Below are 25,996 nucleotides of genomic sequence, written 5' to 3' on the forward strand. Positions count from 1 at the left end.
GCGACAAAGGAGTCCTTCATGAGTTCTTCAATAGCGTCCCGGCACAGCACCGGTCAGCCGGACATCGCCACAGGGAGCCAACCCCAACAAACGCGCCGCCCATCACAGAGCCGTAGCAGGAGCAACCTGAGCGGCTGGGGATTCGCCACCCCGTTCCTGGTCTTCTTCCTTGTCTTCCTGGTGTGGCCCATTCTCTATGGCGTCTACATGAGCCTCACGGGCAAGTCCCTGACCGGCGCCAACGACAGCCTGATCGGCTTCGCGAACTACGCCGAGGCACTGGCCGACGCTGACATGTGGCACTCCCTGGGAAACACGCTCTACTTCACCGTCATCAGCACCGTCCCCCTGGTCCTCGTGGCCCTGGTGATGGCGGCCCTGCTGAACGTCGGGCTGCCTGCCCAGTGGCTGTGGCGGCTCTCCTACTTTGCCCCGTATCTGCTGGCCTCCACCGTGGTCTCGCTGTTCTTCACCTGGATGTACAACCCGCAGCTTGGCCTGATCAATGACTTCCTCGCCAAGATCGGCCTCCCCAAAGTCGCCTGGCTCAACGATCCCAACGTGGCCATGTGGGCGATCGTCATCGCCACGCTGTGGTGGACCGTGGGGTTCAATTTCCTGCTGTACCTGGCCGCGATGCAGAACATCCCTGCACAGCACTACGAAGCAGCGTCCCTGGACGGCGCCGGAGCCTGGCGGCAGTTCTTCTCGATCACCCTGCCGCAACTGACCCCCACCACGGTGATGATCGTGCTCCTCCAGATCCTCGCGTCCCTGAAGATCTTCGATCAGGTGTACCAAATGACCGCCGGCGGGCCCGGAGGATCAACCCGCCCAGTGGTGCAGTACATCTTTGAAACCGGCTTCACCGGCTACCGGCTGGGGTACTCCGCAGCCATCTCCTACATCTTCTTCGGACTGATCGTGCTCATTTCGGCCATGCAGTTCGCCATCACCCGCCGCAGGAGTGCATAACAATGGCAACCCCTACCCTCACCCGTCCCACCCCACGCACAAGCACCAGCGAAGGGATCCGCCGCCCGCGCAAGAAGATGACCGCAGGCAAGATCGCCGCGATCGTTGTTGCGGCCTTCATCGCAGTGCTGTGGCTGATTCCGTTTGCCTGGGCCACGGCCACCGCTTTCAAGACCGAGACGGATGCCGCCGCTCCGAAGGTCAGCTGGATACCGCCGTCGGGCTTTACCGCTGAAGCGTTCGTCAAGGTGTTCCAGGACGGCAACATCCCGCTCTGGACCTGGAACTCGTTCTACACCTCGGCGGCCATCACGGCGATCACGCTGGTGATCTCGGCGCTGGTGGCCTACGCCCTGTCCCGGATCGACTTCAAGGGCAAAAAGGTGCTGATGACGGTGATCATTGCCTCGATCATCGTCCCGCCGCCGGTCCTCATCATCCCGCTCTTCTACCAAATGCTGGCGCTGCACCTGATCGATACCTCGTGGGCCATCATCCTGCCGCAGGTCATCCACCCGGCCATGGTGTTCGTGCTCAAGAAGTTCTTCGACCAGATTCCCCGCGAACTTGAAGAAGCCGCTGTGATGGACGGTGCCAGCCGCGTGCGGATCTTCACCCAGATCATCCTGCCGTTGTCCCGGCCCATCCTGGCCGCCGTCGCGATCTTCGTGTTCATCGGCGCCTGGAACAACTTCCTGTGGCCCTTCATTGCCACGAACGACGGCGCGCTCCTCACCCTTCCGGTGGGCCTGCAAACCATCAAGAGCGCGTACGGCATCCAGTACGCGCAGAACATGGCCTCCGCGCTCCTCGCGGCACTGCCCCTGATCCTCGTCTTCCTGTTCTTCCAGCGCCAGATCATCAAGGGCGTCGCGACGACAGGCCTGGCCGGTACCTGAACCGGCACCTAACGCTTGCCAAACACCTACCAACAGTCCTGTTCCACAACCAAGGAGATACTGCACATGTCCCGCGCACGGATCACCCTCGACCGCGACTTCACCATCGGCGAAGTACCCCGCCGCCTGTTCGGCTCCTTCGTGGAGCACATGGGCCGCTGCGTCTACACCGGCATCTACGAGCCGGGCCACCCGGAGGCCGATGAGAACGGCTTTCGCCAGGACGTGCTCAAGCTCGTCAAGGAGCTCGGTGCCACCGTCATCCGGTACCCCGGCGGCAACTTCGTCTCCGGCTACAACTGGGAAGACGGCATCGGCCCGCGGGAGAACCGGCCCCGCCGGCTGGACGGCGCCTGGCACACCGTGGAGACCAACACGTTCGGCCTGCACGAATTCGTGGACTGGTCCCGCCAGGCCGGCACGGAAATCATGGAAGCCATCAACCTGGGCACCAGGGGAGTCGACGCAGCCCGCGAGATCGTGGAATACGCCAACCACCCCGGCGGCACCTACTGGTCAGACCTGCGCGCCAAGAACGGCCACAAGGACCCGTTCGGCATCAAGCTCTGGTGCCTGGGCAACGAGATGGACGGGCCGTGGCAGATCGGCCACAAGACCGCTGAGGAATACGGCCGACTGGCTCAGGAAGCCGCCAAGGCCATGCGCTTCGTGGACCCGGACATCGAACTGGTTGCCTGCGGAAGTTCCAGCTCCGGCATGCCGACGTTCGGCGACTGGGAGCAGACGGTCCTGACGCACACCTACGACGAGGTGGACTACGTCTCCCTCCACGCCTACTACCAGGAAAACGAGGGCGACGTCGGCAGCTTCCTCGCCAGCGCAGTGGACACTGACTACTTCATCGAATCGGTGATCGCCACCGCCGATGCCGTGCGTGCCAAGGGCAAACACAAGAAGCACATCAACCTGTCCTTCGACGAGTGGAACGTCTGGTACCAGCGCGGCCTGGACACCGAGGACCAGCCGCACAACGTCGCCAAGGCGGGCTGGCGCGAGCACCCTCGGGTCATCGAGGACAAGTACAACGTGACGGACGCCGTGGTGGTGGGAACCCTGCTGAACTCTCTGCTCCGCCACGGCGACCGCGTCAAGATCGCCAACCAGGCACAGCTGGTCAACGTGATCGCGCCGATCCTTAGCGAGGAAAATGGTCCGGCCTGGCGCCAGACCATCTTCCACCCGTTCGCACGGATGGCCGAGCTGGCCAAGGGCCAGATCTTGCGCCTGTCTGTTGACTCGGACAAGTACGAAAGTGCCCGCTTCGGCGGCACCGACCTGGTGGACGTCAGCGCAACGTGGAACGAGGAAACGGGGCGCGTGGCACTGTTCTTCGCGAACCGGGGCCTGGAGGAAGCTGCCGACGTCGAGGTCGCCCTGCGCGGGTTCGACGCCCGCCAGGTAGTCCGCGCCGAGGTCCTGGAAATTCCGGAAGGCGGGAACCGTTTCACGGCCAATACGCAAAGCCGTCCGGACCAGGTGGGGCTCAAACCTCTGGAAGGGGCGAAGGCGAGCGGCTCCGAACTCCGGGCAACGCTGCCGGCGCTGTCCTGGGCTGTGATTGAGCTGGACGTCGTCAAAAACTGACTCCATTGCCGCACCAGCTCTGAGCGGACGACGGCGGGAGGTCCCGCCGTCGTCCGCTCCGCCAGGTTCTGGCCCCTGAGGACGCCGAGCCCTCTCCACAGTCACATCGTGCTCCGGATCCAACAAAGCCAAAGGCTCCTCGCGTATACGGATCACCTTGTATCCGGCGCTGCGAAGACGATCTGTCTTCGATCGATCCCTTCGTTCGTGGGCCTCTCCACGGTGGGAGTAGGACCCGTCGAACTCAATCACGATTCCGTGGGATTTGATGAGAACGTCCACGGTATGGGGCCTGTTGTGGCCAAGGTCAAGGCGCTCCTGCTCCCGGGGATCTACATCACATGGGAAGACAGCCGCGAATTCGCAGGCCAGCGCCACGTCTACTCTGGATCGAATGGCAGGAGCACACCACTTGCAGCCGTCACCGTCCAGGGCCCGCGCACGCACCGGAGCCAACCAAACATGCTCGGGCTCCCTGGGACAGATCCACCAGACCCGTCTGCTGCTACCTGTGGTCAGGTTGGCCGGGGTCAGTTCTCCGTTTTTTGTGGGATGCCATTCTCTTGCCAGCTCGGGACGGTTGATGTCGAGTCGGTTGTGCTCCATTGGCCGCTTGCCGGCGCAGAACGGGCAGCCGGCCCCGCTTGACGGACGGGAGCTGACAACGGCCTCCCACCGGTGCGCGGGGTCCCTGCGGCATATCCAGGACGCCACATAGTCGCTTCCCCTTGCGACGTCCTCGGCGCTCCGCGAACTGGCTGGGTCCCATTCGCCGGCCAGAACAGCGCTCGTTCCGGCAACACTGTTGGAGGCGTTTACCTTCTTGCCCGCGCAGAAGGGGCATCCTCCACCGCGGAAACGGGATTCCGGGGAAGCCTGATAGTCATGGGTCGGGTCTTTCGAACACGTCCACCAGACGTCCTTGTTGGACTGAGGAAGAACCTCGGTCGGGATGGGACCAAACAGGTTTAGCTCTTGGTGCCATGTGGGCAACAAGTCCGGCCGGATGACGGCGAGATTGTTTTCCGTCGTGGCTTTCATGCCCTTACATGCGGCACACCCGTGCCCCTTCGTGCGTGTATTAGGGAGCCGCAGACCATGAGTGTCCATTTTCGCATAACCACCATATGGGTCGGTTGCTTCCTGGCCTGACCTGGGACGGAAGCAGAGTGTTCTTATCGGGATCCCGTTGGGCTGTAACGTCGGGAAACAAGTGTGCCAAGGATCGAATTCCCTCATCATGTACCGGCTGCCGCCGCCTTCCGCACGGGCCAGCAGCGACGGCGGGTTCCTCGAACGTCATAGAGTCACTCCGTGCGCTGACGACTCCCGCATATTGGCGATATTGGCGGCCCTGCTTTTCATCGGTGCATAAGGCTCTGCAGAGCCACTCCGGCGAGCATAGGGACGACGTTGGCCAGGACAATGACCAAGACGACAACGAGGGCAAGGGCCCATGCAGCCCGACGCCGCCGGGCCCGGCCCACGAGTTTGCGAAGATTCTCAAATCCCTGTTGAAGGGTAGTAATGTCCCCGTCGGGCGCCGGGTTCCGGTGCCACGTTGTCGGGAGAATGGCAGCCGCCGTTATGCCCGCAATCTGCTCTGGGGTGAGAACGCGCCTGCGACGGTTCAGCCAGCGCAGCAGCTGCCGGTCGGTAACAACCACAACATCAGCCGGCTTCTCCCTGACCGGTAGGCTCTTGGCGTCGACGATAACGAGGACGCCGGTGACTGGCACGACCTCACCCGCTGCGGTGGTGAGGAATTTTGCGGCCCGGACCGCTTCGTGGACCGAGTTGGCGATGTGGCGCTGCTTCTTGCCCGCCACCATGAGAGTGCGCCCGGCAACCCAGACAGACTGGCCTGAATGGTTCTTGGTGTTGAGGGTAAAAACCCCGCCCGGGCCTATCAGGACGTGATCAATGTCGGAGGCGCCGGCGCCGACGGGGACGGCATGCAGGACCGTCCATTCCGGTCCCAGCCGCGCGAGAATTCTACCCACAGCTATTTCACCCAAAGCACCTTTGTACCAAGGGCGGCTGTCCACGCTCAGCGGGTCAGCCCCGAAGAAACGGCCCAGCGGAGATCGTGGCACGTCGCGTTCCCTGCAGGCCATCAGTTCACCGATGACGGCTTGGGCCGGAATGCGACCGCTCAAATGACCGGAGTGTTCTTGAACTTCCGGATTCTGCCCAGAAGCCGTGGCCGGTGGCCCCGGAAAATCTACGGATGCAGGATCAGATCCCATGGATCACCGTTCGGTCGTCGGACATGTGACCGATCATAAGCCAAGCAGTGCGTAGACGGTTAGCTCAGGTAAATTGAGGCAATGGACCCACCCGGCTTTCCGCGGACGATTTTGGGAGTACCAGGAGGGGTTCGGCGACGAACAGGTCTGTTTGGGGCTCTCTTTTTGAGTGCCGCTGACACAACCTGAGCTAACCGGATACGCACTAGCCAAGCAATATGAATCAAGCATCGAATCGCCAGGACGCTTCGGGCATGAGGGCTGGCTGATACCCTCGTCACCTTGGCGCTGCAGCAGGATTCGCTCGCCAATGATTCTAGAACTGACACGCTGACTGCATGCCAGCCGGTGCTCAACGCCGGACAGTGTTGGCTAGGGCCAGTATCAAAACGACCAACGCGAAGACCCGCGCCCCCAGTCCACGGTCAGCGACCAAAGTCCTGGCGGGTCGGCGGTCTGCCCTTGGCTGGAGTTGTTTCGCGTGTCGCTGACGATGCGCAGACTGCGGCCAAGGTGTCGCCGTCTACCAGCGGCCCGTTCTGACTGGGCCGGCCCTTCTTGGATTCCAGCTCGGGGCCGGAATCCTTATCCGCGACACGGTACACGACGTACTCACTGACGCATCCATAGTCGGCTGCGACGGCAGCCGCGTTCGCCGCGCACCTGGACTCTTTATCTTCCGGCGTGGCGAACAACGAGGCCGGGAAGGACTGCGGAACCCAGCGCCCGCCCAGCTCGGCATCAAGGCCGGCAGCCGTGCCGTTCTCGGCATCAAGGTAGCCGCGTTCCCAGCGCCCCATAGTGCGGGCCATCGCTGAGCACAGCAACTTCTCCGAGCGCCCGTTGGACAGGCTCCGCAGCACGATGAGCTATGTCTACGCCGTGGTCTACGGCACCTCGGGCCAGGTGGCCGCCGTCAGGCGTGTCGTGAACCGGGCCCATGCCCGTGTCCTCCGCCAGCCGGACGCCACCTCGAGGGGGTACAACGCCTTCGACGCCGAAACCCAGCTCTGGGTAGTTGCAACCCTGTACGACACAATGGTCACGGTCCACCAGAAAATCCATGGTCCGCTCGACGACGCCTCGGCCGATGTTGTCTACCGCGAGTACGCCAAGATCGGCACTGCCCTGCAGTTGCCGGAGAAGATGTGGCCCGCTGACAGGGCGGCCTTCCGCGAATACTGGAACCGCACCCTGGCCGGACTGGAAGCCGACGAGGTCGCGGTGCGCGTCGCACGTGACCTGCTTTATCCGTCAGCCGGACCGGCCGTAATGCGCCTGGTCATGCCCCTGGCGCGCCTGATCACGGCAGGGCTCCTGCCGCGCCGGCTTCGGAAGGACTTCCGGCTGCCGTGGAACCGGCGGCACCGTCTGTGTTTCGAACGCACGATAAATCTTTTGGCCAGGGTTTATCCGCTGCTTCCGCAACGGCTCAGGCACTGGCCCAAGAACTATTACCTTGGCCAGCTCGCCCCAGCGTTGGGGCACACATAGCAAGGCCGACACCTTGCGGCTGCCCCGGAGATAAGGGGCCGGCAGCCCAACGCCGATAACAGCGCATACGTAAGCACGCCAGCGGATTGCATTTTCTGAACATATTCAGAATAATGGACTCATGAGTACCGTCATGATCAGCCGCACCGCCAGCTCCTCGGACCTGTCCAGGAATCCCGCACAGGTCTTCCGCGCTGCAGACGAGGGTCCTGTAACCATCACCCGTCGTGACGGTGAGCCCCTTATGCTCCTTCGGTCCAAGACAGTTGAGCGGGAACACGAGGCACTCCAGCTGGCCGCGAGCCTGGTCGCCGCATCGCTCGCCCCGGGAGAATCGAGCTTCGCCGACAGGCTCCTGATCCCATTCCCCTGGCTTGGCTTTCTGCCGGCACAGCAGCGCGAGCAGTTCGCATCCGAAATAGTCGACGTCTCCCGGGCCTGTGCGTCCATTTCAAGTTTCGACAGGTTGTTCGTCGTTCTATCCGAGTGGAAGGCAACCGCGGAGGCCGTCGCCTCCGGCTACACCCCGGACACCGAGCTCGACTGGCTGGACGAGTCCGAGGCCGTTGACGACCCCCGAGCAGAGAAGTGAGCCCTAAGAAGGAGACGGTTCCCCGGCCTCTGCGCCCAGCGAGTACGAAATCGTTTTTGGAACGTCCAATGCCCGCAAAGGGTGGATTGATGTCCTCGCCGTACAGCGCAACACGGTGGTCGCGGCATGGGAACGCCTCACCACCAGCCCTCTCGCGGACGACACCACCTGCCATGGCATGAAGGGTGACCTCGAATTCGTCACCCACAAAGGCCCGGTACTCCTAGAGCTGTCCCTAGGTGACAAGTGGCGGATCGGATGTCCAAAGAAGGTCGTTTCCTCTTCGTAAGAGATGACCCTTGAGTTCCTAGGTTCGCGGCCGGGGTCTCTAAGGGATATCTCTGAATGAGGACGGCGCGGACCCTCCTCCCGCAAACGCCCGATTTTGAGAAAGCGTCGACGATGCGGCCCTGCTGAGCGGCGAAGGCCGGAGTTCTTCTCAGAACCCGTTCTCACTCAAGAAGGCGCGGGCCGACTTCTAAGAAATGTTTGTGAGAGAATTTCGGGATGAGGAGCGAAACCGGAGCCAGCGCCCCCTCCGACGCCGATGAGGTCGAGCGGCACCGGTGCCCCCGCTGCGAGGTCCAGCCCGGCTCGCCGTGCCGTTCCCGCTCCGGAGCGGTCGCCTCGACCTATCACACGGGCCGGTTCACCAAAGTCCCCCGCTTGGCGAAGGAACTGCGTGTGCCGACCCCGGGCGACCGGGGTCCCGGCCAGCCGTGGCGGCCGGGCACGCCGCCGCCGGCACCAATCCCCGCAGACACGCCGAGTGCGGATATCCGCGTCGGCTATGCCCGCTGCTCTCACCTGACCCAGGAACTCCAGTCCCAGCTGGATGCGCTGGCCGCGCACGGCATCCCGCGCGAAAAGATCTTCGCCGAGAAAATCTCCACCCGCGTGCGGGTCCGCCCGAAGTTCGAGGCCGCGCTGGAAGCAGCCCGGCAGATCAAGGCCCACGCCCCGCACTGCCGGGTCATCTTCACCGTCTACGAGATGAAACGCCTCGGGCGCGATTCCGCCGAGCTCACCGCACTGGCCGATCACCTCACCGCACACGGCATCGCACTGGAAATGCTCGCCGGGCCGCTCACCGGGATCTACGACCCGACCGGCACCGGGCGGGTGCTGTTCGCGTTCTTCGCCGCGATGGCCGAAACCGAACGCGAGAACATCCGCGAAGCCACCCTCGAAGGCCTCAACGCCGCCGCCCGCAAGGGAAACCACGGCGGACGCCCACCGGTCATCACCGACGACATGCTGTACACCGTGCTGCGCCGCCGCAAGAACGGCGAGTCCCTCAATGACATCCGCCCTGACCTGATCATCCCCACCGGCAAACGCAAGGGCCGCAACCCCAGCCTGGCCAGCATCTACCGGGCGCTCACCGAACACGACAAACGTCAGGCCTACCCCGAAGCCATTGACCAAGCCCACGCCGACTTCGCCACGCTCAAGCCGAGCACCCGACACGACTGAACTGCCGGGTTACCACCCAGCCATATCCGCCCGATTTGTTCTCGATACTACGGCGACCCCAACTCATGGACTGAACTACCGGCGCTCACGCTGCGAGGGACTGACCACCAAATCAGGGCCGTCTCCGGAAACGAACAAGTCCGGAGGCGGCCCTCATCCAGGCCCCCGATCCAACGCAAGAGAAGGACGAAACCTTGGGCAGCCACTTCCTGGGGCGGTAACCTCATCGGCATGCGCACCAGCACGGGCGCCACCACCGACGCGCTCGGCTCCGCCCATCCTGCTCACCGACAGCGCTCCCAGGCCGCCGCAGCCAGCTACGGCTGCGACTCCTGAGAAAACACCACCGGCAGTACAGGGGCGCAGGCCTCGGTGAAACCCTGCGATGACTTCCGCTGCCGGGCCCACCGAGCCAACGTCTGGCTCTCGTCGTCCGATGGTTCCAACCCGGCCTTCGGGCCGCCCCGCATTCGCCATACCCCATTTACAATAAGGAAACGAATTTCAGGCGCGGGTCACTAGACGGCAGCTACCGCTGAGCGCACGGCCTGGGCCAACGTGGTGGCCGGGCGCCCGATCAGCTTCTGCAGGTCGCCGCTGCTCACGAGCAGGTCCCCGCGGGCGATACCTAGGTCTGAATCGGCAAGAATGTCGGCAAATGCCTCGGGGACACCCACCCCGGCCAGCATGCCGGCGTAGTCGGCCGCGGGCATGTCCTGGTAGGTGACGGGTTTGCCGGCGGCAGCGCTGATCTCGGCAGCGAGTTCGGCCATGGTGAATGCTTGGTCCCCGCCCAGTTCGTAGACCTTGCCGGCCTGGCCGTCGGCAGTCAGCACCGCGGCGGCGGCCTGCGCATAGTCTGCCCGGAAGGCGGCACTGACCCTGCCGTCACCGGCACTTCCGGCAACGGCGCCCTGCGCCAGCGTGCCGGGAAGCTGCTCGGTGTAGTTCTCCAGGTACCAGCCGTTGCGCAGGAGCGCGAAGGGGACGCCTGATTCCTGGAGCAGGGCTTCGGTGGCCTGGTGCTCGGCGGCGAGCTTCATGCCGGTGGTGTCAGCGTTCGCGATGCTGGTGTAGGCCACCAGCTCCACGCCTTCAGCCTTCGCAGCCTCGATCACGTTGCGGTGCTGCTCCACGCGCTGCCCCACCTCGCTGCCGGAGATCAGCAAGACCTTGCGGGCTCCCTGGAGGGCAGCCGCCACAGAGGCAGGGTCGGTGTAATCCATGGCCCTGACCTGGACGCCGCGGGCGGCAAAATCGGCAAGCTTCCCGACGGAGCGGCCGGTGGCCACGATGTCCGATGCGGGGACGTTGCGCTCCAGCAGTGCTTCTACAACGTGCTGGCCCAACTGGCCGCTTGCGCCTGTGATGACGATGCTCATGGGGTGGTTCCTTTCACCGTTTGTACTTGGTCACCGTAGATAACCAGAGGACAGGCAAGATGCTTCCCAATGGAGAGTACGCACTTTCAGGTAAGGTACTGGAATGAAGGTAAGTATCCTGCCGGCGTCCCTGCCGCTCGCGTTTTCCGACGGCGTGTTCCCGGCCGGCTGCCCCAGCCGGACTGTGCTGGACCACATCACCAGCAAGTGGGGCGTCCTGATCCTGGTGTCGCTGTCAGAAGGCGGGCAGCGATGGAGTGAGCTGCGACGGCGGGCAGAAGGCATCAGCGAGAAGATGCTTGCCCAAACGCTGAAGACGCTCGAACGGGACGGCCTGGTCAACAGGAATGCCCAGACGGCCATTCCACCCCGGGTCGACTACAGCCTGACCGAGCGTGGATATGAGCTGAGCACCCTCCTGGTCCCCCTGGTGACCTGGGCGTTCAACAACGCAGACGACATCGTCAACGGCCAGCGCTGACGGCGCCCCAGCTCACCACGTACCTCCAAGGACCACTCCCCGCCGGACCCGAGGTTCTGTTACTGGTGTGACTGATGTGAACGTTTCCTGGTGCCCAGCGCCCGAAATCCGTTGCCTTACTGGAAATGGGGAAACGACACCACCCGGGACACAACCGGTGCAAGCAAGGCCCACATGAGCGCCACCGCCACGGGCAGCACCACCGCCCGACTTACCCCAAGGTCAGTACCGTAGTGCCTCAAGTCAAGATGCTCGCGAAATAGGTTCCGGTGCCTCAGCTATTTCTGCTCGCGAAATGCCGGCGGTGATGGCATTGGTTTTGTCTTTGGCCAAGGCGATGAGTTTGTGTTGGATGGCGGTGATGGCGCGCGTCAGTTCGGCGGGGTTGGTGTCGTTGAAGAGCCGGGCGAACTCGCTGGCGCGCTCCGGTGTCAGGACAGCTGAGTCCATGACGCGCTGGTACGGGGTGCGTGGCCTGTCATAGATCCGGGTCTTCCTTCCGTTCCTGTTCGAACGCCAGCCGATGGCCTTCGTGGTCGCAGTGAACATGTTCAGCCGCACCCTCACGAGCGGATAGAGCTCATTGAGCAGCCTCAGCTCACCGGCAGTGTCGTAGCGGTAGTGGAAGGCGTGACGGCGGACCACATCGCCGTTCTTCTGTTCAACGTGGGCGTTGTCGTTGGATTTATAGGGCCTGGCCCGGGTGAAGAACAAGTCCCGCTCACCGGCCCATTTGATCAGGGCGTGGTTGATGAATTCACCACCGTTATCGGTATCCAGGCCCACGAGCGGGAACGGCAGCCTGGCCTCGATGCCTGTCATAGCCTCGAGGACCCACCGGTGGGCGCCGTTCTTAATCGCAATGTTCTCTGTCCAGCCGGTGAATACATCGGTGACCGTGAGGGAGCGGATGAACTCCCCGGCCAGGGTCGGGCCGCAGTGCAGCACCAGATCCGCCTCGACGAACCCCGGCGCCTGTTCGTGCTCATCCCCGGCCTTGCGGACCTGGATCGAGTTGCGCAGCAGCGGCCCGGGTTTCGTCCCGGACAGGCCCAGTATCCGCGCACCGTCCTTGGTCGGCTTCAGCATCCTGTCGATCGTTGCCCCGGAAACGGCGAGCAGCTGCGCCCGCGTCTGCTCGTTCAGACGTCTCTGGTCCAGCTCGTGAAACCTCTCCAGCTTGGGCAGCCAGATGGCCATCGTCGCGGCCAGATACTTCCCGGACGGACGCCCGGCAAGGTTCCACACCTGAACCAGCAGCTTCAGCGTGTCATACCCGTACGAACGGGACCGCGGTACGCGTTTGACCGCTTTCACCGGGCCCTTCCGCTGCAGCGCCGTCCGTAACGCCCGTCTCGTATTCGCCCTGGACCAGCCCGTCGTCGCGACCAGCTGATCCAGCATCACCCCCTTGGCCTTCTTCGACGCGCGCCCATACTCGGCCGCATGCTTCTTCGTGATCTCCCGACGCGCACCCATCGACAACTGACCCATCCGCCAAGCACACCGCAGCACTCGGGCGGTCACCGGCATTTCGCGAGCATTAATCAAATGAGGCACGCACCCCATTTCGCGAGCACTATACGTGAGTCTTGTCGAGTACTGTCGCTCTCGGCCAACCCCGTCCTACAATGGCCGGAGTTCGTACAGACCCCCGATTCACCTGAGAGGACTCCCGTGGCCGACCTGGAACGCAACAAGAAAGTGGTCGTCGACTACTACCAAACGGCCTTCGGAGGTGATCCCCAAAGAGCCGTAAGCGAGCACTTCGGTGATCGCTACGTTCAGCACAACCCGGACGCTGAAGACGGACCGGCTGCCTTTGTGAGCTTCGTCAATTGGTTGCGCGGCACTTACCCTCAACTCCAATTAGAGATCAAGCGGGTGATCGCCGAGGGCGATCTAGTCGCGACCCACTCCCACTTAATATTGAATCCGGGGGAACCAGGAAGGGCGCTAGCGGACTTCTTTCGCCTAGAAAATGGGAAAGTAGTCGAACACTGGGACGTCATCCAAGACATCCCTGAGAAAGCCGCAAATTCGAACGGCATGTTTTAGCCTCGATCCACCGATGGGGTTGAGAATCTCGCGGCGCGTTAATGGCGCGTATCCCTTTAGTACCCCCTGTTGAGATGGGGTGGTCGTCGTTGACAGTCCTTGGGGCCGGGGTGGTGCCGGCGGCCCGTGAAAGAGATCGTTACCCCCGGTTCGTCTTCCCAGCAGACCCGATTGAGGGAAATTGGTGGACGGAGGAGAACGGTGCGCAGCACCGGGTCTTCCTCCGGGCAACACCGGATAACTCACAGACGCGGGAGCCGTACGCTCAGGCACCTGCAGCAGTTTCTCCAGCTCAAGGGCATGCTCGCCGGTCACCGCCCGCCAGGGCGGCGTACAGCCTGGTCTCCGCCTTCTTACGGACGCTGGCCACCTCGTCCCGCAACGTCGTGACCCCCGGCAGCAGCGCTCTCCGCGCCTGTGACCATCCCACCGCGGCGTAGAACAGCGGCTTCGGCTGGTCACCGGTCGTCCACGCCTGTCCGTCCAACCAGCCGATCAACTCCGCCTCCGCCGAGGCGTAGGAGACATAACCGTATACCTCGGCGATCTCCCCGCCTGATGCTCAAACCGCGTCGGCCGCCGCTCCAAGTACCCCTTCACGAACGACGGATCCGCCACACCGACTTGTCCGGCCACATAATCCACCACCCTGGTCGGTACGCCGAGGGGTCCTCCAGAAACGTGCCCAGGTGCCGGACGGTCACAAGCTGGAGGCTGATGCTTATCTGAAGCTCCCACGGACCCGTATCGCTGGAACGGCACTGGCCCGTGGCAGCTTTCAGGCGTACTTGGGTCCCACCCCCTGCACATGGCCACCGTCGTCAGAACGGTCCATGACCCCGCTACCCGCGCCTACGCCGAACGCAGGAAGGCCGAGGGCAAGACATCACGCGAGATCCGGCGGTGCCTCAAGCGATACCTCGCCCGCCACCTCTACCGCGCCCTCAACGCACTCCACGCCTCCGATGAAACCATCCCGAGCGCAGCTTGACAGATATAGAAGATTCCGATTTTCGGCGAGTACTACGGCTTACTAGGAAGACCCGCCCAGCGGCGTGCGGTGACCTGTTGGATCGCTGTGGTCATGAGCCAAAGTTTCCCAGCCGATTCGGGAAAGCGTGTCATCGCGTGAGGTCATAGAGAATGTCGGCGAGCTCATCCAGGCGCTCTCGCGCCGATTCGGACGAATACGCCGACCCGGGCTCGGGAACCAGCGAAAGGTCCATGAGACCACCCATTCCAAGCACCACACCATGGAGCTCATTCGTTGCGTACTCACGGGCATCGGCTACTGCATCGCGGGCCTCTAGCACCGCCACTCGCTCCTGCAGCCATGCGGCTTTGTCAGCGCGACCGCATTGCTTCAGGAGATTGATGATCTCGGAGACAACGCCCAGCAGGTTATGCCCCGTCACGGCAGCGGCTCCTGCGCAAGCTGTTGGAAGAGCGGCGGTGAGGATGATAGCGGTTGATCCCATTGGGTCTGCATTCCCGAATTTTTCCAATTGCCTAGATTGAGGTGGGTGTTCATGTCGAGGGTGAAGCGTCCGTAGGGGTTGATGTGGGTCCAGAACAACGGGGTAAGACCGCGCCAGTCTTCCGGCGTGAGTAGGTCATGAAAGGCCGGGTCTTCGAGTACTTCCTGCAGCATCAACGTGTTGACCAGCACGAGGGAAGATTGGAGCAGGTGGAGGGCGAGCATGGACACTTCGGTCGTCTCACGATCTGGCCCGGTCAGGTCCCGGTTTTTGCCGTAGAAGACGACGTCGTTGCCACTGTTCCAGTTCTCCACCACCTGCAATCCGGAATTTATCTCGCGCCGGAGGTCTTCGTTGGCGAGGTAGTCGGCGGCGAAGATCGTCCGTACGGCGCGGCCGAGTTCCTCCAGAGCCTGGTATGTGGGATGTTTCGGCCCGCCACGGGTGAAGCGGCGCAGAATCGTCTCTGATTCGGCGGTGCCGAGCTTGAGGGCGGTAGCGTATTTGATCATCTGATCGTATTGCTGGCCGATGATCTCCCAATTAATCGGGCGGGACGGTACCGGGCTGATCTCCCCGTAGGCTTCATCGTTGCTGGCACGGTAGAGGCGGATCGATCCGATGTTCTTCAGCCGTGGCAACAGCTTGAAGCCCAGGAGCTCGGTGAAGGCGAACCCGACAATCGAGGCACCGTGGGTATCGACGTAGTTCGCCTCGATCTCGGCAGTGGTGTCGTGGCGCAGGACGCCTTCGATCATTGCCGCAACCTCCGAGGAGGAACAGTTCTTCAACTGGGAGTAGATGCACGTCGATTTCTCTTCGACGTGCCAATAGATCATGACCCCTGGACCGCCGTAGCGGTTGTGCCATTCGGTCATCAGGTTCGATTCCCAGGAGCCGAACTTCTTCGAATCCGACGCACACGCGTTCCCAGTGCCCCACCATGCCGGATTCCGGGCCTCAAAGGTGGCATTGACGACTTCCACGATCGCCTGGCGGAGGCTGTCTTTCGTGATGAACGTCCGGCGCACATGCCGCAGCTCGCGCTCGGTCTCGGTATGTCCGCCGGCGTTGGCAATCGCTTTGATCCCCATGTTCGTACCCAACCCGAACAAACACATGAGCAGCCGCCGCCGGAGCGTGTCCGGATCGAGGTTTTGCCGTGAAGAGATGGAGGTGAACTCTTCCGTGCATCCGGTCAGGAAGTCAGCTTCCTTGAAGACTTCCAGCAAATCCAGTGTTCCCCGCCGTCGGATGAGCTCTTCTTTGAGTTTGCCCAGGTTCGCCGGTTCAACGAGTTTTCCAGTTTCGGTACCGCAATCCACGGGGCACCTCGGCGTTTGGTGATCTTTACCCCGCCTGCCGTGTCACCAAGAAGCGCGTTATCCAGGCTCTCCAGCGACCGGCTCATCCTGGATTGCAGATCGTTGATGAACACGGTCGGGTCCATCGGCTGCCGAAGCGACTCGTAATGCTGCTCACGGGTTACATCGAAGTCTTTCGGAAGATCATCTTCCGGATCACGCCATTTCCTGGCCCCGGCAACGAAAATCTCCCTGCGGCGCAAAGCGTCCCGCAAAGACACCAGCAGACATAGCTCGTACGGGATCCGCTCAATCCTGCCTCGCTCATCTACAAGAGCGCCGGCCCAGGACCTCGGCACCACACCAACGATCTGGACATTGTCCTCGGTGCTGAAGTACTGGGCCTTGCTCCCTGCCTCGGCATACTCTTTCAGCAGTGCAATGGCATCCATGATCGGCCGGAACGCGGTGTTATGGCAGCGGAACTGCAGCACGGACAACAACGCCGGCAGCATCCGGCGGTAGTGGTTCGAATACGAACTTCGCAACACGATGCGGACCTTGCCCTGGAACACTGCCTCGTTGGCCATGGCTTCCTTCACGAGTTGCTGCAAAGTCTTCTCGCTCACCACCGGGAACACCGCATCCCGGACTGTCTCATCCGGGTGTTCCACCGCTGTTTCTGCCAGTTTGAACAGCAGCTCCGTCTTGCCCCGCACCCGCTGGAGGTCCTGAGTGAGTTCCTTCTCGACTTTCTTCACCGCGCTGGTATTGATCTTCAACACCAAAACCAGGAGCAGATCGACTAGGCTGTCCGTGATCTCCGCGCTCCGTTGATGACACAACGCCGCCAGCAACGTCAGCCGCACAGGTTTAGGCGCGTCCCAGAAATCCGACGGATACATCCGGGAAGCCCGCGCCCTCCAAACTCCTACGATCTTCTCAGAGACCCCCGCAAACAAGTCAGCAGGAACCTCCAAAGACTGTGCCGCTGAAAGCTTCTCGACCTCAGCCAGCAAGGATTCCAACCCTGCCGGCCCAGGATCCGCCTTCAACACCGCAAGCAACGAACCTGCTGATCCGTCCGCGATCAAGGTCTCCAGCCTGGCAGCACCAGCAGAAGAAAGCCGTTCCACCACGCCAGCGCAAAACTCCTGTTCAAACGCTTTCCGCGCCGCACCGATCAGCCGCTGAAGACGTCCCGGCGGCTCAATCTTCTCCTGCCTGCAACGGCCCAACAAAGCCTCGGTCAGCGCAGGCTCACGTACCTCAAAGGGGCATACCTCCCCTACCAGCCACGCCGTCAACCGGGATTCATCGACCCGAGTGAACTCTCGGAATCCAAAAGCCTCACGGATCTGCACGCGGTGACGCTTTGCCGTCCGCTCCGAAAAATCGTAAGCACCGAGCACAGCCCCGGCCACACCAACTTGCTCGGCAACATAAGACACGGCCTCGGCCGGAAATTCAGCGGCATTACGGGCAAAACGCGCTTCCAGCTCGAAGAATTTCAACATCATCGCGAATCCCAAACGTGTGGCACCGGACTTGTTTCCCAACAGGGCCCAATCCTCGCCGACAAGAGTCCAGCCCAACAACAATTCGTCCTGTGGACGCGACGTCGAAACCATCACCTCATGCTACTTGTCACCTCAGGACAGCTCTAGGAGTACCGGGCCACGGGGAGCCGCTTAGCAGGCTTCGTAGGTCAGGATCCCTGGATCCTCACGTCCGGGAACCACCCGGCCGGCGCCTTCTTTGGCTCCAGGTGGGCGGGGTCGCGGTGCCCGGCTTTGTCGCAGTTGTAGAAGGGGCCTTGAGGGTCCAGGAGGACGCGCATGTGATAGTCGGCGTGGTCGCGCCACCACACGCTGATCCCTGTGGCGCCGTCGAGGCGCAGGTGCTCCCACGCCCGCCACAGGGCTTCTACACGGGATACGGCCTCGGGGTGGAAGTACCATTCCATGCACCATTTGGCGCTCCTGTCATCGACGTCGCGGACGTAGGTGGGCAGGAGCTGTTCGTGCAGGAACTCTTCGGCCGAGCCGAACACCAGCTGCGGTGCCTCCGCCGGCTCAGCGGCAGGGGCTTCGTGGGTGTGGCCACCGTTAGTGCCGGGGTCTGCGAACAGACCGATTTCCTCTGCCATGTTCTCTCCTACTTGGTGACCCAGGGATTGACCGCCGAAGGTTCGCCGGTGAGTACCGGTACGGCGTCGTCGTCTCGGCGGGGGCTGTTGGCCTTGATGGATGCTTCCACGGCTTCCTTGTGGGGCCCGGTGTACCAGGGCAGGGTGCGGACGAGGGTGGCGGGCGCTCCGGAGGCGAGGACGACGGCGCGGCCGCGGTCCAGTTCCGCGAGGTTGGAGACGTCGAAGATGCGCTCCTTGCCCTCCTGGCGGGAGCGGCTGCGCCCGGACTTGCCGGAGGAGATGGAGACGTTGGTGTAGCTGTAGTCCCAGATCAGGTCCGAGAGTGCGCGGAGGAAGCCGTCTTCGGCGACGCCGCCGCCGTAGACCTTGATGTTCGCGGCCGACCAGATTTTGCGCATGTTCGCCTCGCCCCACAGTTCCACGCCCTGGGACCAGGACTGCAGGATGGCCATGACGATCAGGCCCTTGGAGCCGTAGTGGCTGAACTGGTCCGGCAGGGAAGCCCAGCGGACCACGTTGGCCAGCTCGTCCAGGGCGAACAGTGCAGGCAGGTCCAGGCGGCCGCCCTGGCGCTCGGCCCGTTCCTCCATGGCCTCGGCAATGGCCACGGTGAGGGCGGTGGTCAGCGGCGCGGCCGAACCGGCGCCCTCCTTGGACAGGATGTAGATCGTCTCCCGGGACCGGGCGAAGTCTTTGGGGTTGAACTGCCGGCGGGAATCCGTGGTGACGGTTGCCCCGGCCTCGGGCGCGACCCAACGCAGGGTGTTCCTGCTTTTGAGGCACTGGACCATCTTTTCGGCGGTGCCGAAAATACCATCCCGCTGTTTATCGGCCAGCTTCAGCGTCGATTCCAGGCCCTTGCACTGCAGCTCGTAGCCGTGCTCTTTCAGGATTTCGATGGGACTGCGGCTGACCTGCTCCGTCACCCACAGATACACCTGCGTGATGGGAAGTTCCCCCAGGGCGGCGGCGAGGAAGTAGGAGGAGAGAATGTCCTCGGCCTTGGGGTCGAAGTACGCGTCCGGTTTGGACCCGGGGGTCCGCGAGCCGACGGCGAAGTGCTGGGTGAGCTTGTATGCCTTCTCTTCATCGGTGACGTAGGGCAGGGGGTTCCACCACCAGGTGGGTTCCTCCTGGGCGATCTTTTGAGGATCAAACACCCACACGGGGGCTGTTTCGGCCCGGACGCTGCGGGTGCCGTCCACGACGTCGCGTTTGTTCGAGGTGGAGACCACGGCGCCGGGGGCGTCCAGGATGGCCGGCATGACGCGGGAGGTGGATTTACCGGTTCGGGGTCCCCAGATGTCGATGCTGAGGTCTTCCCATGGCTGGATGAACTTCTGCCCGGTGGAGACCACCCGGCCGACCGTGATCCCGGGGGTGTCTTTGACGCCCAGCCGTTCGGCGGTGGCCGTCGCACCCTTTTCGGAAAATGCGGCCAGTGACTTTCCTCGGCCGAGGTAGCGTGCGGCTTTGTCCACCCGGGCCCGTTTGCCCGCGCCCTTGGCCCGGACGACGAGGATCAGGACGATGCCGATAACCAGCAGTGTCGCCAGTGCGCCGGCAACGACAGTGGACTGGACCGGCCACGGCACGCGGCCCTTCACGAGACCGGCGATCAGATCAATCGGGTGGGCCGGGGGCGCGGCAATGCCGGCCATCCACGATCCGAGATGGGCTGCGACCCAGCTGCCGCCCCCGATGACGACAGCTGCGCCGATGGCCAGCCAGATTTCCAGCCCGTCGCCGAGGCCGGTGCCTTTGCGGTTCGGGGCGCTCATGCCGCACCTTCCTCCCTGTGGGTCGGAGCTGCCGCTTCCGGCAAGGTTTCTGCCAGTATCTCTATTCGCTCAGGTTCGTTGGCCTGATCTGCGGTCGGGGTTCGCGTTTGAGTAGGTGACGTCGGTTCGGTGCCCCCGTGGGCTCGAACCGATGAACCGTCGACGAGAGTGACGGTTTGGGCGTAATGTCGACGCATGGTCGCTCCTTCTGAAGTTGGTGGCTGATGGTGCTGGTGGCGTTGCCGGGTGGCGGCGCCACGGATCCGGCGTTCTGGAGTGCGCAGGCATTCGAGGACTTCGAGCAGGAGATCGTCGATCAGTACGCGTTGGCGATGGCAGCAGCTGGTTTGAGCGACTCGCATATCCGCAATACCCGGGCGACGATTATCGAGTTCGCCCGGTCGGTGACCGGCCCGCTGTGGGCGGCGACCTGTCAGGACGCCGACCGGTTCCTGGCCGAGCAGAGGCGGCTGGGTTGCAGTGTGAGCACCAGGGCCGGCAAGGCAGGGACACTGGCGCTGTTTTACGAGTTCATGATCAGCCGCTACCAGGGCCGGGTCCATCGGGCGACCGGGGTGCTGGTCGAGCAGCCCATCGACGAGTTCAACCGCCAGTCCGGTGCGGCGTTGGGCAAGGTCCGGGTGCCGCCTTCGGATGCCGAGATCGACACGTTCTTCACCTGTTGGCGGCACTCGATCCCCGAGGCCCGCAAGTACCTCCCCGCCGCGCGGGACTACTTCGCTGCCTCGCTGTGGCGCCGGCTGGGGTTGCGGATCAACGAGACGGTGATGCTCGACATCCGTGACTGGCGCCCGGACCTGGGCGGCTTCGGCAAACTCCACGTCCGGTTCGGCAAGGGAACACAGGGCCGTGGCCCCAAGCCGCGTCTGGTCCCGGCGATCAACGGCGCGGCCGAGCTGATCGACTGGTGGCTGGGCGAGGTCCGGCACCAGTACGGCGAGGACTGGGCCGACCCCGACGCGCCTCTGCTCCCCTCGGAGCGGTTCGACCGCGAGCTGGGACGATGCGGCCGGGTCGGTGGCAACGCGCTGCGGCGCACCCTGGGCCTGCAGGTCGAGCAGTGGCTGCCGGCATGGTCGGGACGGATGACTCCCCACGTTCTGCGGCATTACTGTGCCTCCTCGCTCTACGGGGCTGGAATGGACATCAAGGCCCTCCAGGAGCTGCTTGGGCATCAGTGGCTTGCCACTACATCGGGCTACATCCACGTGCGCAGCGAGCACGTCGAGCTGGCCTGGAAGAACGCCAACGAGCGGGTCGAGTCCCGCCTCGCGACGACACAGAAGGAAGGATGAGGCCGTGCAGTGGAACCTGCGGATGAGAGCCGCCGAACGCGGGGTCTGGAAGTCAGCGCAGATGCGCCGGATGCTCGCCGAGGCCGGGCTGGAGATCAGTGCCGGGAAGATGTCGTCGTGGTGGGCCGGGACACCGCCGACGATGAGACTCGAAGAGCTCGACGTGCTCTGCTCGGTGCTGGAGTGCACGCCCTCGGACCTGATGAGCCCCGAACCGGACAAGGTCGCGGCGCGTCGTCCGCGCGCAACCGAGACCGTCAACGGCGATGACCGGGGCCACGGCGCCGGCGACGGCGGGGTATCGCCGGTCGTGGCGCCGAGATTCGGCAAGCCGCGGTCCGAGCCGCCCCTATAGGTCAGGCTGTCGTGAGTCCCGCCCCGGGGCCGGCGGCGCCGCTGCGGCCACCATCGATGTGCACCCGCTGCCAGGTCAACCGGGTAGCGTGGGCCTACCCGCGGGTGGACTACTGCTACGACTGCATTCCAGGAGGGCCGTTCATCACGCCGCCATGCTCCAAATGCGGCACCGGCACCGACTACTTCAGCCAGGGCATGTGCGCCGCCTGCCATCCCGGCAGCCCGCAATACCCGGACTCGTGCAGGGGCTGCCTGGCATGGGGTGTCTACCGCCGCTACAACTGGACTTGCTGGCCGTGTCGTTGGTGGCGCTCCCACCACCCGGAAGGAGTCTGCGACTTCTGCGGCCGCACCACCCGTATCGGAGAGCAGAGAGCCTGCCGACTGTGCCTGGAACAGGCCCGAATGCTCCAGGAGCCCGGACGCGCCCCCGACTTGGCCGGAGCGAACAAGGATGGCCAACAGCTCTTCTTCGCCAACATGAGCTTCCAACGCCGTGGAGCACCACGGTTGACCCCGGACCAACGCGCGCCATGGAAGCGGCGGGACAAGAACAACCTTCCCTTCCAGCCCGGCACCGGGTTCGCCGCGGAGGTCGGGGTGCGGTCGACGTTGTTCGACATGGCGCCCGATCCGGAGGTCATCGCAGCGCGTGTCCTGGTCGAAGACAGCGACCTGACCCGCTACTGCGCCGCCGTCGTCCGCGAGCACGCCGAGAGGGCCGGTTGGAGCAAGCGGCAACGCAACGACGTGATCCGCTCGTTGCGGCTGCTGCAGATCCTGCGGCCCACCCCAACCGCGAAGATCCGCGCCACCGACGTCCTCCAGCTGCGCCAATACTCCGGCAACGTCATCTCCACAATCGACGTACTGGCCGCGGCCGGCCTGCTCATCGAGGACCGGCCGACCAGGCTCGAACGCTACTTCGCTGCCAAGACCAGCACCCTGCCACCGCTCATGAAGGACCAGCTCGAGGTGTGGCTGCAAGTCCTGACCGAGGGCGCCCGCCAGGCGCCCCGGCAGATCCCGCGCGACCCCCAGACCATCAGGGTGCACATCCTGGGCATCGAGCCCATCATCCACGGCTGGGCCGAGGCTGGCTTCCAGTCCTTCTCCGAGGTCACCAGCGCCGACATCACAGCCGCGCTGGGCGAAACAGGAGCCCGCCGCCACATCGCCGGGAACGCGCTCAAGTCGCTCTTCACGACCATCAAAGCCCGCCGGCTCATCTTCGCCAACCCCACCCGCGGGATGAAGGCGTCCCCGAAGGCCACCACCATCCCGCTCGCCCTGGACGCCGCCGTGATCCGTCAGGAGCTGAACTGCCCGGACCCGGTGGTCGCACTCGCGGTTGCCTTGGTCGCCTTCCACGCCCTGACCGGTAAACAGCTCCGACACCTGCAACTCACCGACATCAGCGACGGGCATCTGGTACTCGGCAACCGGGACATCCCGCTGGCCGCGCCCGTGCGCACCCGCCTGGCAGCCTGGCTCGACCACCGCAACCGGACCTGGCCAGGCACTGCCAACCCGCACCTGCTCATCAACCGGCGTACCGCACCCAGGCTCGTCCCCGTCGGCCCTCAGTTCCCCTGGGTCGGCCTCACGCTGCGGCCCCAAGCGCTGCGCGAGGACCGCATCCTGCACGAGATCCACGCCACCGGCGGCGACATCCGCCGCATCTGCGACCTGTTCGGGCTCAGCGTCGACGGCGCCACCCGCTACCTCAACACCGTCGAGCACCCCGACCTCACCATAGAGGGCGAACGGGTTCCCCGAACCTGAGCACCCAGACAGGCGGCAGCCCCCGAGCGTGCTCAAGTTCAGGCCAAAAGCGTCAAAATTCAGGCTCTCCTGACTCTTCCGTGGGTCAATTTCGGCCTGGGAGCACCGGTTTGTGACCGCCGAGGCTGAGCATCGCGAGGGCGATGAGTGCTTCGGGTGATTTGAAGCCGAAGGCGATGCGGGTGATCAGTCTGATCTTCGTGTTCATCGATTCGACACGCCCGTTGGAGAGCCCATGCTCGATCGCGGCGAGGATCGCTGCGCGGTGGTTGACGATGCTGCGTTGGAGCTTCACGAACGCGGGGATCCGGCACCGGCGTGCCCAGGCAACCCATTTATCGAGGGCTTCGGCGGCTTCGTCGTGGGGCAGTTTGAAAATGACCCGGAGACCTTCCTTGAGGTAGTAGGCCCGGCCGAGGGCGGGGTCGGTCTGCACGATCCAGGCGAGCTTGACCTGCTGCTTCTCGGTCAGGTTCTCCGGGTTCTTCCAGAGCGCGTACCGGGAGTTCTTCACACCGGCTGCGCGGACACTGTCCGGGCGGGCCGGCGCGTCTTTCGCGGGCCGGCCGCGGCCGCGCCTGGCCTCGGTGGCCCGGGCTGCCTTTCGGGCGTCGTTCCACGCGGCCCGTCGCACCTCGTCGAGGGCTTCGGTGGCCCATTTGACGACGTGGAACGGGTCGGCGCAGCGCACCGCGGCCGGGCAGCGCTGGGCCACGACAACGGCGATCCAGGCGGCCCCATCGGCGGAAACATGCGTGATCCGGGCGCAGCGTTCTATCCCGAGGGCGTCGAAGAACGTGCCCAGGGTGGCCTTGTCCTGCCCAGGGGCCGCCCAGACCAGCCGGCCGCTGTCGTGGTCGACGACGACCGTCAGATACTTGTGGCCGCGTTTGTAAGAGATCTCGTCAATACCGATCCGGACCAGTCCGGCGAACTGGTCGTGGAGCTTCTCCGTGTCGTTCCAGACCCGGGTGATGATCGCCCCGACCGTGCGCCACGCGATCCGCATCAGCTCCGTGATCGCCGTCTTGGATGTTTGCGTGGCCAGCCAGGCGATCTGAGCATCGAAATGGTGGTGTTGCCGGTCTGCTGCCGGGCCCAGGGGACGGCGGCGACGGTCACACCGTGGACCCGGCAGGACACCCTCGGGGCGTAGGCTTCCAACTCGACCCGGATCGCCCCGGCGTCCAGTGCCCGCCAGCGCCGTCGCCCCTGGCCCTGGTCGTATTTCGGGCAACGGCGGAGGCAGATCCCGCACCGGTTGCGCATCGAGCCGGTCGGCCTGACCGAGGCGACCAGAATCCCCGTTTCGTCGTCCAGATCGATGACCTCGACGACCGCTTTCTCGACACCGAGCAGGGTTCGCCATAGTCTTGCATTTCGCACGTCGTTTTCCCGTCTGAAAGTTTCTGTTCCTTTGACAGTCAGAAACCTAGACAGGAAGCGGCGTGCGGTCGTTAAGGCGCTCCGGAAACACCCACGGTTACGTCAGGAGAGCCCAATTTTTCCTGATTTATCGCACTACAGTTGACCCAAATCGTAGAATCTTGCTGCGTCAGCTGGCAGGGGGTGGTCATACCGGTGCCCTAGAATTGCGGATATGGACAATGGGACTACGGTGTTGCGATTGACGGCCTTTGCTTCCGAACCGTCCGGGGGAAACCCCGCCGGCGTAGTGCTTGACGCGAGTGCCCTGTCCACCTCGGAGATGCAGCAGATCGCCACGGACATCGGCTATGCCGAGACTGCATTCATCACTCGGCCGCCCACGTCGTTCGTGCCATCCCGCGTTGGAATCCGTTACTTCTCGCCAACGGCCGAAGTGCCGTTTTGTGGCCATGCCACGATAGCAACCGCCGTCGCGCTGGCTAACCGTGGCGAAGCCGAAACTTTCCTCTTCGAGACGCCGATCGGTGAGGTTAAGATCGAGACTCAGCGAACTGCTGCCGGCACCATTGCTTCCTTTACCAGCGTCGAGCCGTGCGTCGAGTCGATGGAGGAGTCAGTGCTTCAGCGCCTGATGACACTCTTGGGTATCAATGCCGCAGATTTGCATCCGTCTTACCCGCCGCGGCTCTCGTTCGCCGGCAACATTCACCCCGTGATCGTCTTCGCAGAGCGTTCTGCCTTCGACAGTTTCACGTTCGACCCAGATGCAATGCGTGCCCTGATGGACGAACGGGGATGGGCGGGCACAGTGACCACGCTGTATGCAATCAGCCCTTTGGAATTCGAGGCGCGCAATCTCTTCCCTGTTGGAACGATGAGCGAGGACCCTGCCACCGGATCCGCAGCGGCGTCCGTTGGTGGATACCTTCGTGCGCTCCGTCTGGTCGATGTGCCAGTCCGAATCACTATTCACCAGGGTCGACATGTCGGGCGGCCAAGCATCCTTGCTGTCGATATCCCCGCGACAGGCGGAATAGTCGTGTCTGGGACCGCTTCCGTCATTCAATAGCAATAACGAGGGGCGGAACGTGTGTCCGTAAGCCGGTCCTTCACCGGACACACCCGTCCCTGACTCGCATCGTTGAAGGTACTGGCTGGCGGCCGTCCCCATATCACCCGTCCGGTGATTTGTCCGGTGGGGAGGCCTCCCAGAACTGCAGGGT

Annotated in this window: 23 protein-coding genes and 3 pseudogenes; 13 read left to right on the plus strand and 13 right to left on the minus strand. The window is 63.6% G+C overall.

Annotated elements, in window-relative coordinates; all coding sequences use genetic code 11:
• Positions 1–18: 18 nt before the first annotated feature.
• From ACQCSY_RS12260 to ACQCSY_RS12270, 3 genes are all read left to right on the plus strand, one after another.
• Positions 19–975, plus strand: coding sequence for a carbohydrate ABC transporter permease (locus ACQCSY_RS12260; RefSeq protein WP_427129119.1), 957 nt, complete (start codon positions 19–21; stop codon positions 973–975).
• 2 nt (positions 976–977) lie between these two features.
• The gene (locus ACQCSY_RS12265; RefSeq protein WP_427129120.1) at positions 978–1,874 is read left to right on the plus strand and encodes a carbohydrate ABC transporter permease; all 897 of its coding nucleotides are present in this window, start codon (positions 978–980) and stop codon (positions 1,872–1,874) included.
• A 66-nt stretch (positions 1,875–1,940) separates the two neighbouring features.
• On the plus strand, positions 1,941–3,479 hold the full coding sequence (locus tag ACQCSY_RS12270) for an alpha-N-arabinofuranosidase (RefSeq protein ID WP_427129122.1): 1,539 nt from the start codon (positions 1,941–1,943) through the stop codon (positions 3,477–3,479).
• 141 nt (positions 3,480–3,620) lie between these two features.
• On the opposite strand, the pseudogene ACQCSY_RS12275 reads toward ACQCSY_RS12270, so the two are convergent.
• The 4 genes and pseudogenes from ACQCSY_RS12275 to ACQCSY_RS12290 form a co-directional block, all read right to left on the minus strand.
• Positions 3,621–4,589: pseudogene (locus ACQCSY_RS12275) on the minus strand (zinc-ribbon domain-containing protein); the annotation flags it as partial.
• The gene (locus ACQCSY_RS12280; protein ID WP_427129124.1) at positions 4,561–4,782 is read right to left on the minus strand and encodes a zinc-ribbon domain-containing protein; all 222 of its coding nucleotides are present in this window, start codon (positions 4,780–4,782) and stop codon (positions 4,561–4,563) included. The pseudogene ACQCSY_RS12275 and the gene ACQCSY_RS12280, both read right to left, overlap by 29 nt.
• 58 nt (positions 4,783–4,840) lie before the next feature.
• Positions 4,841–5,497, minus strand: coding sequence for a nuclease-related domain-containing protein (locus ACQCSY_RS12285; RefSeq protein ID WP_427129126.1), 657 nt, complete (start codon positions 5,495–5,497; stop codon positions 4,841–4,843).
• Positions 5,498–6,153: 656 nt separating this feature from the next.
• Entirely contained in the window at positions 6,154–6,528 is a 375-nt protein-coding gene (locus tag ACQCSY_RS12290; protein WP_427129128.1) for a hypothetical protein, read from the minus strand.
• 1 nt (position 6,529) lies between these two features.
• On the opposite strand from ACQCSY_RS12290, the gene ACQCSY_RS12295 reads away from it, so the two are divergent.
• From ACQCSY_RS12295 to ACQCSY_RS12305, 3 genes are all read left to right on the plus strand, one after another.
• Complete coding sequence (locus ACQCSY_RS12295; protein WP_427129130.1) at positions 6,530–7,222, plus strand: oxygenase MpaB family protein; 693 nt, start codon at positions 6,530–6,532, stop codon at positions 7,220–7,222.
• Positions 7,223–7,343: 121 nt separating this feature from the next.
• Positions 7,344–7,814, plus strand: coding sequence for a type II toxin-antitoxin system Phd/YefM family antitoxin (locus tag ACQCSY_RS12300; protein WP_427129132.1), 471 nt, complete (start codon positions 7,344–7,346; stop codon positions 7,812–7,814).
• Between the two features lie 507 nt (positions 7,815–8,321).
• Positions 8,322–9,290 carry a recombinase family protein gene (locus tag ACQCSY_RS12305; RefSeq protein ID WP_427129134.1) on the plus strand — a complete coding sequence of 323 codons (969 nt, stop codon included), beginning with the start codon at positions 8,322–8,324 and terminating at the stop codon, positions 9,288–9,290.
• A 518-nt stretch (positions 9,291–9,808) separates the two neighbouring features.
• On the opposite strand, the gene ACQCSY_RS12310 is transcribed toward ACQCSY_RS12305, so the two are convergent.
• Positions 9,809–10,672 (minus strand): SDR family oxidoreductase, encoded by an 864-nt coding sequence (locus ACQCSY_RS12310; protein WP_427129135.1) that lies wholly within the window; start codon positions 10,670–10,672, stop codon positions 9,809–9,811.
• 103 nt (positions 10,673–10,775) lie between these two features.
• Between ACQCSY_RS12310 and ACQCSY_RS12315 the strand changes: the two genes are divergently transcribed.
• Entirely contained in the window at positions 10,776–11,153 is a 378-nt protein-coding gene (locus ACQCSY_RS12315; RefSeq protein WP_427129137.1) for a winged helix-turn-helix transcriptional regulator, read from the plus strand.
• A 243-nt stretch (positions 11,154–11,396) separates the two neighbouring features.
• Here the strand turns inward: ACQCSY_RS12315 and ACQCSY_RS12320 are convergent, their stop codons facing one another.
• The gene (locus ACQCSY_RS12320) at positions 11,397–12,647 is read right to left on the minus strand and encodes an integrase catalytic domain-containing protein (protein WP_427129139.1); all 1,251 of its coding nucleotides are present in this window, start codon (positions 12,645–12,647) and stop codon (positions 11,397–11,399) included.
• Positions 12,648–12,830: 183 nt separating this feature from the next.
• On the opposite strand from ACQCSY_RS12320, the gene ACQCSY_RS12325 reads away from it, so the two are divergent.
• The gene (locus tag ACQCSY_RS12325; RefSeq protein WP_427129140.1) at positions 12,831–13,211 is read left to right on the plus strand and encodes a nuclear transport factor 2 family protein; all 381 of its coding nucleotides are present in this window, start codon (positions 12,831–12,833) and stop codon (positions 13,209–13,211) included.
• 292 nt (positions 13,212–13,503) lie between these two features.
• Here the strand turns inward: ACQCSY_RS12325 and ACQCSY_RS12330 are convergent, their stop codons facing one another.
• Positions 13,504–13,758: a DUF4158 domain-containing protein gene (locus ACQCSY_RS12330; protein ID WP_427135812.1), complete on the minus strand. Its 255-nt coding sequence runs from the start codon at positions 13,756–13,758 to the stop codon at positions 13,504–13,506.
• Positions 13,759–14,013: 255 nt separating this feature from the next.
• On the opposite strand from ACQCSY_RS12330, the pseudogene ACQCSY_RS12335 reads away from it, so the two are divergent.
• Positions 14,014–14,202: pseudogene (locus ACQCSY_RS12335) on the plus strand (IS110 family transposase); the annotation flags it as partial.
• Between the two features lie 130 nt (positions 14,203–14,332).
• Here ACQCSY_RS12335 and ACQCSY_RS12340 read toward each other — a convergent pair.
• From ACQCSY_RS12340 to ACQCSY_RS12360, 5 genes are all read right to left on the minus strand, one after another.
• Positions 14,333–14,626 carry a hypothetical protein gene (locus ACQCSY_RS12340; RefSeq protein WP_427129142.1) on the minus strand — a complete coding sequence of 98 codons (294 nt, stop codon included), beginning with the start codon at positions 14,624–14,626 and terminating at the stop codon, positions 14,333–14,335.
• Positions 14,623–15,921, minus strand: a complete 1,299-nt coding sequence (locus ACQCSY_RS12345; protein ID WP_427129144.1) for a transposase — start codon at positions 15,919–15,921, stop codon at positions 14,623–14,625. Before ACQCSY_RS12345 ends, ACQCSY_RS12340 begins: the two co-directional genes overlap by 4 nt.
• The gene (locus ACQCSY_RS12350) at positions 15,888–17,624 is read right to left on the minus strand and encodes a DUF4158 domain-containing protein (RefSeq protein WP_427129145.1); all 1,737 of its coding nucleotides are present in this window, start codon (positions 17,622–17,624) and stop codon (positions 15,888–15,890) included. Before ACQCSY_RS12350 ends, ACQCSY_RS12345 begins: the two co-directional genes overlap by 34 nt.
• Before the next feature lie 77 nt (positions 17,625–17,701).
• On the minus strand, positions 17,702–18,142 hold the full coding sequence (locus tag ACQCSY_RS12355) for a DUF4913 domain-containing protein (protein WP_427129147.1): 441 nt from the start codon (positions 18,140–18,142) through the stop codon (positions 17,702–17,704).
• Between the two features lie 8 nt (positions 18,143–18,150).
• A complete protein-coding gene (locus tag ACQCSY_RS12360) occupies positions 18,151–19,926 on the minus strand; it encodes a type IV secretory system conjugative DNA transfer family protein (protein ID WP_427129149.1) in 1,776 nt (591 codons plus the stop codon).
• A gap of 224 nt (positions 19,927–20,150) precedes the next feature.
• Between ACQCSY_RS12360 and ACQCSY_RS12365 the strand changes: the two genes are divergently transcribed.
• From ACQCSY_RS12365 to ACQCSY_RS12375, 3 genes are all read left to right on the plus strand, one after another.
• Positions 20,151–21,242: a tyrosine-type recombinase/integrase gene (locus tag ACQCSY_RS12365; protein ID WP_427129151.1), complete on the plus strand. Its 1,092-nt coding sequence runs from the start codon at positions 20,151–20,153 to the stop codon at positions 21,240–21,242.
• Between the two features lie 4 nt (positions 21,243–21,246).
• On the plus strand, positions 21,247–21,597 hold the full coding sequence (locus ACQCSY_RS12370; protein ID WP_427129152.1) for a helix-turn-helix domain-containing protein: 351 nt from the start codon (positions 21,247–21,249) through the stop codon (positions 21,595–21,597).
• Positions 21,598–22,004: 407 nt separating this feature from the next.
• A complete protein-coding gene (locus tag ACQCSY_RS12375; protein WP_427129154.1) occupies positions 22,005–23,384 on the plus strand; it encodes a hypothetical protein in 1,380 nt (459 codons plus the stop codon).
• Between the two features lie 85 nt (positions 23,385–23,469).
• Here ACQCSY_RS12375 and ACQCSY_RS12380 read toward each other — a convergent pair.
• A pseudogene (locus tag ACQCSY_RS12380) lies at positions 23,470–24,770 on the minus strand (ISL3 family transposase).
• A gap of 214 nt (positions 24,771–24,984) precedes the next feature.
• On the opposite strand from ACQCSY_RS12380, the gene ACQCSY_RS12385 reads away from it, so the two are divergent.
• Positions 24,985–25,842, plus strand: a complete 858-nt coding sequence (locus tag ACQCSY_RS12385; protein ID WP_427129156.1) for a PhzF family phenazine biosynthesis protein — start codon at positions 24,985–24,987, stop codon at positions 25,840–25,842.
• The last annotated feature ends 154 nt before the right edge of the window (positions 25,843–25,996 follow it).

The organism is Pseudarthrobacter sp. S9, assembly GCF_050156545.1.
In the GTDB taxonomy this organism is placed as follows: Bacteria; Actinomycetota; Actinomycetes; order Actinomycetales; family Micrococcaceae; genus Arthrobacter.